This is a genomic window from Streptosporangium sp. NPDC049046 (assembly GCF_040649155.1).
GTDB lineage: Bacteria > Actinomycetota > Actinomycetes > Streptosporangiales > Streptosporangiaceae > Streptosporangium.
On record NZ_JBEZEZ010000013.1, the window covers coordinates 232592 to 246670 of the forward strand.

Consider the following 14079-nt stretch of genomic DNA (forward strand, 5'->3'; position numbering starts at 1 on the left):
CCGGAGGAGTGAGCGTGACCGGCCTGCGTGTCCTTGCGGTGGACGACGAGCTTCCCGCGCTGGAGGACCTGGCCTACCTCCTTCGGGACGATCCCCGTATCGGAGAGGTCTCCCTGGCCAGGGACGGGGCCGCCGCGCTGCGCGTCCTGGACCGGGCGATCGCCGACGGGAGGCCGATCGACGCGGTCTTCCTCGACATCCGGATGCGCGGCCTGGACGGGGTGGTGCTCGGCCGTCTGCTGTCGCAGTTCGCCAACCCGCCCCGGGTGGTCTTCGTGACGGCCTACGAGGAGCACGCGGTCGACGCCTTCGAGATCAAGGCCGAGGACTACCTGCTCAAGCCGGTGCGGCCGGAGCGGCTGGCCGAGGCGATCCGCAGGGTGTTCGTCTCCGCGGAGCTGCCGGAGATCGAGGGCTCCGGCCGTGCCGACCCCGACACCATCCCGGTGGAGCTCGGCGGCGTCACCAGGTTCGTGGCCAGCACCGAGGTCCGCTACGTGGAGGCCCAGGGCGACTACGCCCGGCTGCACACCGCGGGTGGCAGCCATCTCGTGCGGATCTCGCTGGCGACGCTGGAGGAGCGCTGGTCCTCGGCGGGGTTCGTACGGGTGCACCGCAGTCACCTGGTCGCGGTCAAGCACATCGACGAGCTGCACATCGACTCGGGGCGTTGCGTGGTCCGCATCGGCGAGACCGAGATCCCGGTCAGCCGCCGCCACACCCGCGAGCTGCGCGACCTGCTGGTCCGCAGGGCGCGCAAGGGCAGGCAGGAGTGAGCGGCGACGCCGGGCCCGAGGAGGCCGAGCCGCGCCGGCGGAACACCGACCGGTCGCGCGGGGAGGCCGAGCGTCCGCGTAAGGACGAGCGTCCGCGCAGGGACGGCGAGCGCTCCCGCAAGGAGGAGCGTCCGCGGCGCGAGGTGGTGACCAGCCCTCGCACGACGGCTCCCCGCCACCCCAGTTACCCGGTCACCCGCGAGATCGACGAGCAGACCCGTCTGGGCGAGGTCTACATGCGCTCGCTGATCCGTACCCAGTTCCGTCTGGCCCTGTTCGTCTGCACGGTGCTGGGGTGCGTGGTGGTGGGCCTGCCGGTGGTGTTCCTGCTGGTGCCGGAGCTGGGCGCGCTGCACGTGCTGGGGGTCCCGCTGCCCTGGGCGGTGCTGGGCGGCCTGATCTACCCGGCGTTCGTGATCGGGGCCTGGCTGTATGTCCGGCAGGCGGAGCGGAACGAGCGCCACTTCGCCGAGCTGGTGGACAGGGCCCGTTGAGTACCGCGTACGGGGTGACGGCCGTCGTGCTGGTGGTGCTGGCGGCCGTGCTGATCGGCGCGTTCGGGCTCAGGCTGTCGCGGACCACCTCCGACTTCTACGTCGCCTCCCGCACGGTCTCCCCGCTGTGGAACGCCTCCGCCATCGGCGGGGAGTATCTGTCGGCGGCGAGTTTCCTGGGCATCGCGGGGCTGATCCTCACCTTCGGCGCCGACATGCTGTGGCTGCCCGTCGGCTGGACGGGCGGCTATCTGGTGCTGCTCGTTCTGGTCTCCGCGCCGTTGCGCCGCTCGGGCGCGTACACGCTTCCCGACTTCGCCGAGGCGCGGCTGGAGTCGATGGCGGTGCGGAGGATGGCCGGGGTGCTGGTCGTGCTGATCGGCTGGCTGTATCTGATGCCGCAGTTCCAGAGCGCGGGCCTGGTCCTGCGGGCCATCACCGGAGCGCCCGAGTGGGCGGGGGGCCTGCTGGTGGCGGCTGTGGTCGCGGTGAACGTCATGTCGGGCGGCATGCGGTCGATCACGTTCGTGCAGGCGTTCCAGTACTGGCTGAAGCTCACCGCTCTCGCCGTGCCGCTGGTGTTCCTGCTGCTGGCGTGGCGTGACGGCGGCGCGCCGGGGCTGAGCGCGGCGGACGCGGCCTCGTGGGCGCTGCCGCTGTCGGCGGGCAGGGAGTACGGCCTCTACTCGACCTACTCGCTGATCCTGGCGACCTTCCTGGGCACCATGGGGCTTCCGCATGTGCTGGTCCGCTTCTACACCAACCCCGACGGCCGGGCGGCGCGGCGGACGACGCTGGTGGTCCTGTCGCTGCTCGGCGCCTTCTACATGCTGCCGGCGGTCTACGGCGCGCTGGGCCGGATCTACGTCCCGGAGTTGGAGGGCAGTGACACGGTGGTCCTGTCGTTGCCCGGGCGGCTGGTCGGCGGTGTGGCCGGGGACCTGCTGACGGCGCTGGTGACGGCCGGGGCGTTCGCGGCGTTCCTGTCGACCTCCTCGGGGCTCACGGTCTCGGTCGCCGGGGTGATCGGGCAGGACATCCTCAAGGGAGGGGTGCGGTCGTTCCGGGCGGCGGCGGTGCTGGCCGTGATCGTTCCGCTGGTTCTGGCGGTCTTCGCCCGCTCGCTGCCGGTCGCCGACGTCGTCGGCCTGGCGTTCGCGGTGGCGGCCTCCTCCTTCTGCCCGCTGCTGGTGCTGGGCATCTGGTGGCGGCGGCTGACTCCCGCGGGTGCGATGGCGGGGCTGCTCGCCGGTGGCGGTCTCGCCTGCGGTGCGGTCCTGCTGACGATCGGCGGGGGGCCGTACACCGGCCTGGTCGGTGCCCTGCTGGCGCAGCCCGCCGCGTGGACGGTGCCGATCGCCTTTCTCGTCATGGTGGTGGTCTCGCTGCTGACGCCCGGGCGTATCCCGCCGAACGTGGCCCGCACCATGGTGCGCCTGCACACCCCGGAGATCCTCAACCTGGACCGGGGGGACTGGCGGCCACGGTCCTCTTGACGGCTCCGAGGAGCTGTGACGGAATGACGATTATGAACCGACATATCGGTCGTTCTAACTAGTTTTGGTATGTGCCGGCTCCGGTGACGAGGCGGTCGCCGAGGTCGGCGACGCCACTGCCGTGCTACCCGGGAACCGGGCCGGACGCCGGTCGGTCGCGGGGCTCTCCGTGAGCGGGACGGCGCACCGCTTCACCGCGCGGTACCGGTTCACCGTGCTCTGCGGGAACGGGACGGCGCACCGCTTCACCGCGCCGCATCGGTTCACCGTGCTCTCCGGGAACGGGACGGTCCGCCGGTCAGCCGGTCAGCGGTGATACCGGAGGTCCTGCGCCGGCCCCGGTTCCGGCTCGTCTATTTCGGGATGGCCGTCAGCCTGCTGGGCGACGCCTCGCTGCTGCTGGTGCCCGCCATCCTGGCCAAGAGCCTCACCGGCTCCGACGCCGCCGCGGGTCTGACCCTGTTCTTCTTCACCGTCCCCCTGTGCTTCTCGCCCTGCTTCGGATACCTCATCGACCGGGTCGACCGCAGGAAACTCCTCGTCGTCACCTGCCTGCTGTCGGGAATCTCGCTCACCCCGCTGATCGCGGTCACCGGGCAGGGCACGGTCTGGCTGGTCTACCCGGTGTCCGCGGCGATGGGCTGCTCGTACGCGGTGATCTTCTCCGCGCTCGGCGGGCTGATCAAGGCCATCCTGCCCGAGCACCTGCTCGCCGAGGCGAACGGCGCCCTGCAGACCACCCGGCAGGGGTTGCGCCTGTTCGGGCCGCTGCTGGGGGTGGGTGTCTACACCGGCTTCGGGATCAGCGCGCTCGTGCTGTTCGACATGATCACTTTCCTCGTCGCCGCGGGGGTCTTCGCGATGCTCCCCGCACCGAGACCTCTCACGCCCGTCTCGCCGGCACCTCCGGGGCGCTGGCGCGAGGAGTTCTGGGCCGGGGCCCGCCACCTGCGCGCCGACCCGCCGTTGCGTCGCGCGGCCCTGGCGCTCTGCCTGATGTTCGCACTGGCCGGGGCGACCGAGTCGCTGATCTTCGCGGTCATCGAGCACGGCCTGGCCAGGTCGCCGGAGTTCACCGCGTTCACCTCGACCGCGATGGGCCTGGGGGCGGTCGCCGGGGGACTGCGGAGCTCCACGGTGATCGCGCGCCGGGGCGAACTGTTCGCGATCGGCGCGGGTATCGGCCTGTACGGCATGGCGGTCATCTGCTGGACGGTGCCCTCGGAGGCGGTCGTGCTGGTGGCCATGATGGTCGCGGGCGCCGGGCTGACCCTGGAGGGGGTGGCCAGGACGACCCTGGTGCAGCGCCGCAGCCCGGGCCACCTCGTCGGCCGGGTCTCCACCGCCTTCGAGTCCCTCATCGGGTTCGCCCAGCTGTCGTCCCTGCTCGCCGGCGCCGTGCTGGTGTCGCTCGTCGACTATCGCGTTCTGCTCGCGGTGGTCGGCCTGACGGTCTGCGGCGCGGGGGCGTACGCCCTGCGGGCGAGACGGTGGTGAGGACGGCTTCCCCGGGGACCGTTCGTCGCGCGATACAGACCTTTCACCGCAAGCCCCACCCAACTGAACGCGACTCGGCGGCGCCTCGGCGAAGAGATCGCATGCGGGTCTCCTCCGGGGGTAGCGTCCAGCCCTACGTTGTCCGTGATCCAGATCACATTTTGGGAGGTCCCGTGACCGCCAGGCAACATGATTCATCGGTCTACGAAGAAATTCAGGCCAGCGACCAGTTCCAGGAGTTGAAGAGGCGTTTCCGGGCCTGGGCGTTCCCGATGACCGCGGCGTTCCTCGCGTGGTACCTGCTGTACGTCGTCCTGTCGGGCTGGGCGCGCGACTTCATGGGCGCGAAGGTCTTTGGCAACATCAACGTGGCGCTGATCTTCGGTCTGCTGCAGTTCGTGTCGACGTTCGGCATCGCCTGGGCCTACTCCCGTTTCGCCGAGAAGAAGCTCGATCCGCTGGCCGACGACATCCGCCACGGAGTCGAGGGGAAGACCGAATGAGCCACCAGACCCTCTCCACCATCCTGTTCCTGCTCTTCGTCGCGGGAACGCTGGGCATCACCTTCTGGGCGAGCCGCAACACCAAGGACGCCACCGACTACTACGCCGGTGGCCGCTCCTTCAGTGGCGTGCAGAACGGTCTCGCCATCGGCGGCGACTACATGTCGGCCGCGAGCTTCCTGGGTATCGCCGGAATCATCGCCCTGTCGGGCTACGACGGCTTCCTGTACTCGATCGGCTTCCTGGTCGCCTGGCTGGTGGCGCTGCTGCTCGTCGCCGAGCTGATGCGCAACTCCGGCAAGTTCACCATGGCCGACGTGCTGGCCTTCCGGATGAGCCCCCGCCCGGTCCGCACCGCGGCCGGTGTCTCCACCATCACGGTGTCGATCTTCTACCTGCTCGCCCAGATGGTCGGCGCCGGCGCGCTGGTCGGCCTGCTGCTCGGCGTCACCTCGCCGACGGGCAAGGCGCTCACGATCGTCGGCGTCGGCGTTCTGATGATCGTCTACGTGGTCGTCGGCGGGATGAAGGGCACCACCTGGGTGCAGATCGTCAAGGCCGTGCTGCTCATGGGCGGCGCGACCCTGGTCACCCTGCTGGTGCTCGGCCACTACGGCTTCAACCTCTCGGGCCTGCTCGGCGAGGCCGCCGCCCAGAGCGGCAAGGGCGCGGCCTTCCTGGAGCCGGGCCTGAAGTACGGCACCGAGGCGCAGGGCCTCGCCGGCAAGATCGACCTGATCAGCCTGGGCCTCGCGCTGGTCCTCGGCACCGCCGGCCTGCCGCACATCCTGATCCGCTTCTACACGGTCCCCACCGCGAAGGAGGCCCGTAAGTCGGTCCTGTGGGGCATCGGCATCATCGGCACCTTCTACCTGCTCACCCTCGTGCTCGGCTTCGGCGCGGCGGCCCTGGTCGGCGGCGAGGCGATCGTGGCGCAGGACAAGGCGGGCAACACGGCGGCCCCGATGCTCGCCGAGGCGGTCGGCCAGGCGATCTTCGGCGAGGTGGGAGGCACCATCCTGCTCGCCGTCATCGCGGCGGTCGCCTTCGCCACGATCCTCGCGGTCGTCGCCGGCCTGACGCTGGCGTCGAGCTCCTCCTTCGCCCACGACCTGTACGCGCACGTGTTCAAGCGCGGCAACGTCACCGACAAGGAGGAGGTCCTGGTCGCCAGGATCTCGGCCTTCGTCATCGGCGCGGTCTCCATCGGGCTCGGCATCCTCGCACAGGGGCAGAACGTGGCCTTCCTGGTCGCGCTCGCCTTCGCCGTGGCGGCCTCGGGCAACCTGCCCGCGATCCTCTACAGCCTGTTCTGGAAGCGCTTCAACACCGCGGGCGCGGTCTCGGCCATCTACGGCGGCCTGGCCTCCGCGCTGATCCTGGTGATCTTCTCGCCGGTCGTCTCCGGCAGCGCCACCGCGCTGTTCCCCGACGCGAACTTCGCCTGGTTCCCGCTGAGCAACCCGGGCATCGTCTCGATCCCGATCGGCTTCCTCGCCGGGTTCATCGGCGCCCGCCTCAGCAAGGAGTACAACTCGGACAAGTACGCGGAGATCGAGGTCCGTTCGCTCACCGGCATCGGTGCCGAGAAGGCCAGCTCGCACTAGGACACCCCGTACCGACCCCCCGTACGGCTCGTACGGAAGTACGGGGAACCCGGGGCCCGGCCGCTTCGCGGCCGGGCCCCTTCTCATGTGTCCCGGGCGGGCCACGGGACGCCCCGTGGCCCGCCGGACGCCCCTACCGGAAGCCCTGCACGCCTTCCGGCGGGACCGTCGTGCTCCTGCCGAGAGGCTCCTTAGCGGGAGGCCTCGTCCAGCAGGGTCAGCTCCTCCTGCGACAGCGTCATGTCGGCGACGGCGAGCAGCGGCCGCAGCTGCTCGATGTTACGAGCGCTGGCGATCGGCGCGGCCACCGTGGGCTGGGCGGCCAGCCAGGCGAGCGCGACGGTGGCCGGGACGGCGTCGTGGGCGGCGGCGATCTTGTCCAGGGCGTCGAGCACCCGCGGGCCGCGCTCGGTCTCCAGATACTTTGCCGCCCCGCCCGCGCGCGGGCTGTCCACCGTGACCCCCGGCCGGTACTTGCCGGTCAGGAAGCCGCGGGCCAGGCCGTAGTAGGGGGTGCTGGTCAGCCCTGCCTCGGCCACCACGTCGCGCAGCGCGCCCTCGTAGTCGCGCTCCAGCAGGTTGTAGTGCTGCTGCAGCACCCCGTATCGGGCCAGACCGGCCTCCTCGGAGATCGCGAGCGCCTGCGCGAGCCGCTCGGCGCTGTAGTTCGAGGCGCCGATGTTGCGCACCTTGCCCTCGGTGACCAGCTCGTCGAACGCGCCGAGGGTCTCCTCCAGAGGAGTGTCCGCGTCGTCGATGTGGGCCCAGTACAGGTCGATGTAGTCCGTACGCAGCCGCCGGAGCGAGTCCTCGGCCGCCGCGCGGATGTTGGCCGCCGACAGCCCCGGACGGCTGCTCTGGGGCCACCCCACCTTGGTCGCCACCACGATCCGGTCGCGGTTGCGGCGAGAGGCCATCCACTCGCCGATCACGGTTTCCGACTCCCCGCCGACGTGCCCGGGGACCCACACGGAGTAGGAGTCCGCGGTGTCGATGAGGTTTCCGCCCGCCTCGGCGTAGGCGTCCAGGACGGCGAAGGAGTCGTCCCGGTCGGCGGTCCAGCCGAAGACGTTGCCGCCGAGGCAGAGAGGAAACAGGTTCAGCTCAGAAAAGCTCATGGGCCAACTCTATTTCTTGACCGATCACGTGGGCGCGGGGCCTGGGCACTCGCGCGCCGCCCTCACGCGGGCACCATCTCCCTGACCGGCTCCCCGGCCGGCAGGGACCGCTCCGTCCGGTCGATCCGCCCGGCCGGCGCGGGCGGATCGATCTGCGCGATCAGCTCGTCCATCGCCTCCCGCAGGTGGCCCATGAGCCGCCACACGTCGGCCACCCGGTCAGGGCAGGACAGGATGCCGAAGTCGAGCGAGCCGTCGTAGGAGAAGCAGGTGATGTTGACCCCGCCGCTCACGTCGGTCAGCACCGACATGGGGTGGTAGGCGAGCACCCTGGCGCCGCACAGGTACAGCGGGAGCTGCGGGCCCGGCACGTTGGAGACGATCAGGTTGATCGGCGGCAGCACGATCGAGGCCAGCCGGAACACCGCGGAGGTCGCCAGCGCGGTGACGGCCGAGGGCAGCAGCGACGACAGCTCGCCCAGCCAGGCCGTGGGGGCGCCGGCGAAGCGCCGCTTGGCGGCGAGCATGGTGCCCGCCATGACGCGCAGGCGCTCGCGGGGGCAGGCCAGGTCGGTCGGGATCGGGGTGACCATGACGGAGATCTGGTTGCCGACCGCCTGCCGCGCGCTCGCGGTGCGGACCGCGACCGGGACCGCGGCGATCAGCGGCCGGTCGGGCAGCGCGTCGCGCTCGTGCAGCCACGCGCGCAGCGCGGAGGCGCACAGCGTCATGACCACGTCGTTGACGCTGGCTCCCGCGCTCCTGGCCACCCGCTTGACGTCCGCGAGCGGGATCGACCCGTAGGAGAAGCGCCGCTCGGGGCCGATCGGGCCGTTGAACGGGGTGCGCGGTGCGGTCAGCATGGGCGCCTCGGAAGGCTCCGACGTCCTCCCCGCGATCCTCCTGGTGGCGGCGGCCACCTGGCGGGCACCGGGCAGGGCCGAGGTGAGCGGCATCGTGTCGAGCTCGGTCGCCATCCGGCCCAGCGAGTACAGCGCCCTGGCGGGCTGGAGCACCGTCCTGGCCACGGCCCCGGCGAGCATGCCGGCCAGGCCGGGGGCGGTGGTCCGCGGGCCGGGCGCCGGCGGCTCGACGGCACGGGGCTCGGGTGTCAGGTCCAGCAGCGCCGCGAGCAGCTCGGCCCCCGACACCCCGTCGATGGCGCAGTGGTGGACCTTGGCGTACAGGGCGACCCGGCCGCCGGTCAGGCCGTGGATGAGGTGCATCTCCCACAGCGGGCGGGTCCGGTCGAGATGCCGCTCGTGGATCCTGGCCACCGTCTCGGCGAGCTGGGCCTCGTCACCGGGACCCGCGAGGGTCACCTCGTGGATGTGGCCGTCGACGTCGAAGTCGGGATCTTCCGTCCAGTACGGCCGGTCGAGGCCGAACGGCACGGTGGCCAGGCGCAGCCTCAGCGCCGGCGCCAGGTGCAGCCGCTCGCGGAGCAGCCCGATCAGGCACTCGCGGGTGAGGGCTCCAAGCCTGGAGCAGGCGGGGTCGAGGATGGCCAGTCCTGCGACGTGGGCCGCCGTGGTCGCCGATTCGGCATGAAGGAACTGCGCGTCGAGCGCGGTCAGCTGGCGCATCGGTCGGGCCTCCTGGCGGAAAATGGGAGAACACGCGTTGCCATCATCACCTCGGCACGTTTCCCTCTCGTTTCCTCCGTAGGACCTCCGGCGTCTTTCGGACGTCTCCTCGACGAGGCACGGAGACCCACCGATCGTCGCTCTGCGTAACCTTCCCATTTCACATGGTAGGCACGCCTTCCGGGCGGGGTGGTCTCAGTGATCTTTTTCGAAGGCGATACCCGCTCATGGGTGTTCGGTGTCACCCCTTGCCTTTATTTCCTACCACTGAAATAGGTAATACGTGAAGGGTGACACACCTCGCACACACCGGCCGTCATCTCAGCGACCGAGGAATGCGAGCAGCCGATCCAGGGGCCAGGTGTTGATCACGTCGTCGGTGGTGAGCCACCCGCGCTGGGCGACGCCGATGCCGAACCGCTGGTTGCCCAGGTGCGGAACCGCGTGGGCGTCACTGTCGACGGAGAACTTCACGCCGTGGTGGCGCGCCAGCCGCACCAGGTCGGCGGGGAGGTCGGAGCGGTCGGGGAAGGAGTCGATCTCCATCGCGGTGCCGGTGCGGGCCGCGGCGCGGAACACCTCGTCCCAGTCGGCGTCCACCGGTGGGCGGATGCCGATCCTGCGGGTGGTCGGGTGGCCGATGATGTTCACCCCCGGGTTCTCGCAGGCGGCGACGAAGCGCCGGGTCATCTCCGCACGCGACTGGTTGAAGTGCGAGTGGACACTGGCCACGCACACGTCGAAGCCCTCCAGCACCTCGGCCGGCCAGTCGACCGAGCCGTCGGGCGCGATGTTCAGCTCGCTGCCGTGCAGCAGCCGCGTCTTCGGATACTTCTTCTGCAGCTCGCGCAGCCGCTCGCGCTGCTGAAGGGCCTTTTCCAGCTTCATCCGGTGCATCGCCAGGTCGGGCGCGTGGTCGGTCACCGCGTAGTAGGAGTAACCGCGGGCCGCGGCGGCGGCGACCATGTCCTCCAGGGAGGCGATCCCGTCGGTCAGGTCGGTGTGGGTGTGCAGGTCGCCCCTGAGATCCTCGACGGTGACCAGCCTGGGCAGCTCGTGCCTGAGCGCGGCGGCGATCTCGCCGTTGTCCTCGCGCAGGGTCGGCGGGATCCACTCCATGCCGAGCGCCCCGAAGACCTCCTCCTCGGAGGCGGCCGCGATCACCCGGTCGCCGTCGAACAGGCCGTACTCCGACAGCTTCCAGCCCTTCTTCACGACGATCTCCCGCAGGTGCACGGTGTGCTCCTTGGAACCCGTGAAGTACATCATCGCGGCGCCCCACGACTCGGCGGGGATGAGGCGCAGGTCGACCTGGACGCCCTGGGCGGTGCGGATCGAGGTCTTCTTCTCGCCCGAGGCGACGACCTCCGCGACATAGGGCTGCGCCTTGAAGTCGTCCATCAGGGACTCGGGGCCGACCGCGAGGATGTCGACGTCGCCGACGGTGTCCTTCATCCGGCGCAGCGACCCGGCGTAGGCGATCCGCTCGGCGCCCGGCAGCGAGGCGATGACCCGCTCGGCCAGGTCCATCGCCGTCCCGGTGTGCATCCTGGCACTGTGCTCGGCGAGGTGCTCGACGCCCTTGAGGAGGTTTTCCACGGTCTTGGCGCCGAAGCCCTTCACACCGTCGAGGCGCCCCTCCCCGATGGCCTTCACCAGCGCCTCGGGGGAGTCGATGCCCAGCTCCTGGAAGAGGAAGACGGCCTTCTTCGGCCCGAGCGAGGCCACCCGGGTCAGCCGCCTGACCCCCTGGGGGACCTTCTCCCGCAGGTCGTCGAGCTGCCGGAAGCCGCCTCGCTCCAGGTATTCCTCGACCTTCTTCGCGATCGCCTCGCCCACCCCCGGGACGCTCCGCACGGGCACGGCCCTGATGTCGTCGGGAAACCCCGCGATCGCCTTGGCGGCCTTCTGGTAACTGCGGACCCGGAACGCGTCGCCGCCGTTCATCGCGAACAGCTCGGCGTATTCCTCCAGGGCGGCGGCGACGTCATCGTTAGCTCGTGCCATGGGTCCAGCCTAGAAGATCGCACCGACATTTCCCGTCGGGGGCGCCGGGAGAACCGGGCGGCGCGCGCCGCCGCGCCGCCCGGCGCTTCGTGCCCCCTGGTGTCCCCGGTGTTTCCCGGGGGTGCCGTGATCCCTCAGTCCCGGCCGTGAGGCGATACGAGGCCGTCTCGTCCGTTACGGGGATCGGTGTTCTCGCACGGGCGCGTCACCGCACGACGACGGTCGTCAGGGAGCGCGGGGCGAGGGTGAGGCTCCTGGAAGGCCGCAGCCCTGCCAGCGGGGTGGCGGCGAGAGAGTGCTCACCGTCGGTCAGATAGGCGGTGGCGCGGCCGGGCCGGGTGGTGATCTCGGTGGTGACGGGGGCGGTGGAGGTGTTGAGGATCTCGACGACCTCTGAGCCCTCGGCGTCCCCGGCGTTGCGGAAGGCGGTGACCTTCAGCGCCGGGTCGGTCGCGGCGACGGAGAGCCGGACCGCGCCGGGGCGGACGAAGCGGCTGTAGGCGGCCAGTGCCCACAGGCGCTTGGAGACGCGGTAGGTCGCGGTGGCCTCGTCGATCTGGATCAGTCCCCGGGTGGTGCCGCGCGAGGCGCCGAACCAGAAGACGTAGCCGCTCACCCCGCCAAGGGTGAGGGAGTCGTGGATCTGCCGGGCGACCGCGAAGCCGTCGTAGCCGCTGCCGTCGTCCCACGCCTCGTTCCAGGTGGTCCCGTCGGGCGACCACTCCGACATCCACACGGGCCGGTCGGTGGGCAGCGGGCCGTCCACCGGGCTGACGTAGGGGTGCCCGGCGTGCGTGGCGACCCACCGCCGCGCGACGGGGTCGGCCTCGACGGCGGCGGTGTACTCGCGCTGCCGGGCCCAGCCGGCGGCGTCACAGCAGACCACCTTGAGCCCGGTGCGGGCCGCGACCGGGCCGAGCACCTTGACGAACTCGGCGGCCTCGGCGGGGGTGAACCGCATCGAGGCGTACGAGACGGTGAGGTCGGGCTCGTTGGTGAACCCGAGGTCGGTGATCCTGATGCCCTCCCTGGCGTAGAACTTCGTGTACTGGACCAGGTAGTTCGCGTACGCCTGCCGCCATTCGGGCAGCAGTTTCCCGCCGTCGCTGTCGGAGCCGTTGTCCTTCATGTAGCCGGGGGCGCTCCAGGCGTCGGCGTAGAAGCGGCTCACGCCGTAGCGCCTCGCCTCCTTGGCCAGCCAGACCTGGCCGCCGTCGTCGCCGTCCCAGACGTACCTCGGGGGCGCGGACGGCCCGCCGGGATCCTCGGGCTGGATGGAGGTCATCAGGTCGTACGGGCTGCCCGCCGGGGAGGAGCCGATGCCCAGACGCAGGATGCTGAGCCCTGCGCCCTTCTCGGGACTGAGCCACAGATCGAGGATCTCCCGCTGCTTGGCGACGGGCAGCGCGCGGACCAGCTCGTTGCGCCGGAACGCCTGTGAGAAGCCGAAGCCGTCGATCCGCTGCATAACGCCGTGGTGGTCCACCCGGACGTGAGAGACGTTTTCCATGGTGGATGGGCTGATTCCGAGGAGGGGGAGGGTGAGGATCGGTGCCAGCAGTGCCCTGTGGCGTCGAGACATGCGGAAACCCGCTTTCCGAAACTTTCCCAAGATTACCGAGATATTTCGTGGCAAGTAACGTAAATGTTTCGAGGGCGGCCGTCAACAGCCGGTCAGGGCACGGTGGGGGAGGAGGGCGGCGAGGTCCGGCAGGGCCCGCGGCCGGAACGCGGCGCCGTGGGGGTGGTGGCGGGGGGGAGGGCGCACCGGGCCGGGCGCGGGCGGGGGCGGGGGAGGCCGATCGCGGCGGAGGCGGGGCGAGGTCAGCCGGCCGGCGGGGCGGTGCTCTCGCGGACGAGAAGGTCGGTGGCCAGCTCCACCCGCCGGGGCTCGTGCCCGCCTCGGTCGAGCGCGAGCACCATCCGGGTGGCGAGCTCCGCCATCTCCTGGAGCGGCTGGCGCACGGTGGTCAGCGGCGGCCACGCGGAACGTGCCAACGGCAGGTCGTCGAAGCCCACCACGGACAGGTCGTCGGGGACCCGCAGGCCACGCTGCCTGGCCGCCTCGAAGACGCCGAACGCCTGCATGTCGCTGCCGGCGAAGATCGCGGTGGGCGGCTCGTCCAGGGCCAGCAGGTCGTGGCCGTGGTCGCGGCCGGAACCGACCAGGAAGTCGCCGTACCTGATCAGCCGCGTGTCCACCGCGATCCCCGCGGTCTCCAGCGCCGCCCGGTAGCCGTCGACGCGGGCCCTGCTGCACAGCATGGTGGCCGGACCGCCGATCATCCCGATCCTGCGGTGGCCCAGTTCCAGGAGGTGGCGGGTCGCGGCCAGGCCGCCGTTCCAGTTGGTGGCGCCGACCGAGGCGACCCCGGGCGGCGGCTCGCCCTCCGGATCCACCACCACGAACGGGATGGACCTGGCGGCCAGCTGGCCGTGCTGGTCGACGCTGATGCGGGAGCCGACCAGGATGGCCCCGTCGGTGCGCCGGGCGGCGATCCGCTCCACCCAGTCCCTGCCCGGTCCGGCGTGGCTGTGCAGGACCGAGACGACCACCCCGGCGTCGACCTCGCGGGCCGCGGTCTCCACACCGCGCACCAGCTCCATCGCCCACGGGCTCTCGATCTCGGTGAAGACCAGGTCGACCAGGCCGACCGGGACGTCCCCCTGACCGGTCCTGCGCTGGTAGCCGTGCTTGTGCAGCAGGCGCTCGATCCGCTGCCTGGTCTCGGTCGCGACCTCGGGCCGTCCGTTGATCACTTTCGAGACCGTGGGCGCGGAGACCCCGGCCTCCTCGGCGATGAGGGCGATCGTCACGCGCGGCTTGGTTGGCATGTGGCGAATACTAACTGAAACCTTTCGGAGACCCTCCGGTGGAGGTGGTCGTTGCTGTTCGGGATCACTGAACGTATTTCATCCTGATTCGCGGGCTTGGAGAGCGAAGATGGCTTTGATGAGCTGACCTGCGCGAAGGGGGCAACAGCGTAGTTTCCGC

At 70.8% G+C, this 14079-nt stretch carries 11 protein-coding genes; 6 read left to right on the top strand and 5 right to left on the bottom strand.

The features are described 5' to 3' along the window. The first annotated feature begins 14 nt into the window (after window positions 1-14). The 6 genes from AB0B96_RS20725 to AB0B96_RS20750 all read left to right on the top strand — a co-directional run bounded on the left by AB0B96_RS20725 (window position 15) and on the right by AB0B96_RS20750 (window position 6373). Window positions 15-776 carry a LytTR family DNA-binding domain-containing protein gene (locus tag AB0B96_RS20725; protein ID WP_362900823.1) on the top strand — a complete coding sequence of 254 codons (762 nt, stop codon included), beginning with the start codon at window positions 15-17 and terminating at the stop codon, window positions 774-776. Continuing rightward, the gene (locus tag AB0B96_RS20730) at window positions 773-1270 is read left to right on the top strand and encodes a hypothetical protein (RefSeq protein ID WP_362900825.1); all 498 of its coding nucleotides are present in this window, start codon (window positions 773-775) and stop codon (window positions 1268-1270) included. Before AB0B96_RS20725 ends, AB0B96_RS20730 begins: the two co-directional genes overlap by 4 nt. Next, the gene (locus AB0B96_RS20735) at window positions 1267-2766 is read left to right on the top strand and encodes a cation acetate symporter (protein ID WP_350943941.1); all 1500 of its coding nucleotides are present in this window, start codon (window positions 1267-1269) and stop codon (window positions 2764-2766) included. Before AB0B96_RS20730 ends, AB0B96_RS20735 begins: the two co-directional genes overlap by 4 nt. 312 nt (window positions 2767-3078) lie before the next feature. Beyond that, a complete protein-coding gene (locus AB0B96_RS20740; RefSeq protein WP_362900827.1) occupies window positions 3079-4263 on the top strand; it encodes an MFS transporter in 1185 nt (394 codons plus the stop codon). A 173-nt stretch (window positions 4264-4436) separates the two neighbouring features. Continuing rightward, window positions 4437-4766 carry a DUF485 domain-containing protein gene (locus AB0B96_RS20745; protein ID WP_350943939.1) on the top strand — a complete coding sequence of 110 codons (330 nt, stop codon included), beginning with the start codon at window positions 4437-4439 and terminating at the stop codon, window positions 4764-4766. Further along, the gene (locus AB0B96_RS20750) at window positions 4763-6373 is read left to right on the top strand and encodes a cation acetate symporter (RefSeq protein WP_362900829.1); all 1611 of its coding nucleotides are present in this window, start codon (window positions 4763-4765) and stop codon (window positions 6371-6373) included. Before AB0B96_RS20745 ends, AB0B96_RS20750 begins: the two co-directional genes overlap by 4 nt. Before the next feature lie 191 nt (window positions 6374-6564). On the opposite strand, the gene AB0B96_RS20755 is transcribed toward AB0B96_RS20750, so the two are convergent. The 5 genes from AB0B96_RS20755 to AB0B96_RS20775 form a co-directional block, all read right to left on the bottom strand. Next, window positions 6565-7491, bottom strand: a complete 927-nt coding sequence (locus AB0B96_RS20755; protein ID WP_350943937.1) for an aldo/keto reductase — start codon at window positions 7489-7491, stop codon at window positions 6565-6567. Window positions 7492-7553: 62 nt separating this feature from the next. Then, a complete protein-coding gene (locus AB0B96_RS20760) occupies window positions 7554-9077 on the bottom strand; it encodes a wax ester/triacylglycerol synthase family O-acyltransferase (protein WP_350943936.1) in 1524 nt (507 codons plus the stop codon). 321 nt (window positions 9078-9398) lie between these two features. Beyond that, window positions 9399-11084 (bottom strand): DNA polymerase/3'-5' exonuclease PolX, encoded by a 1686-nt coding sequence (gene polX, locus AB0B96_RS20765; protein WP_362900832.1) that lies wholly within the window; start codon window positions 11082-11084, stop codon window positions 9399-9401. Window positions 11085-11289: 205 nt separating this feature from the next. Beyond that, window positions 11290-12594 (bottom strand): glycoside hydrolase, encoded by a 1305-nt coding sequence (locus tag AB0B96_RS20770; protein WP_362900834.1) that lies wholly within the window; start codon window positions 12592-12594, stop codon window positions 11290-11292. A 314-nt stretch (window positions 12595-12908) separates the two neighbouring features. Further along, window positions 12909-13919 (bottom strand): LacI family DNA-binding transcriptional regulator, encoded by a 1011-nt coding sequence (locus AB0B96_RS20775; RefSeq protein WP_362900836.1) that lies wholly within the window; start codon window positions 13917-13919, stop codon window positions 12909-12911. Between the last annotated feature and the right edge of the window lie 160 nt (window positions 13920-14079).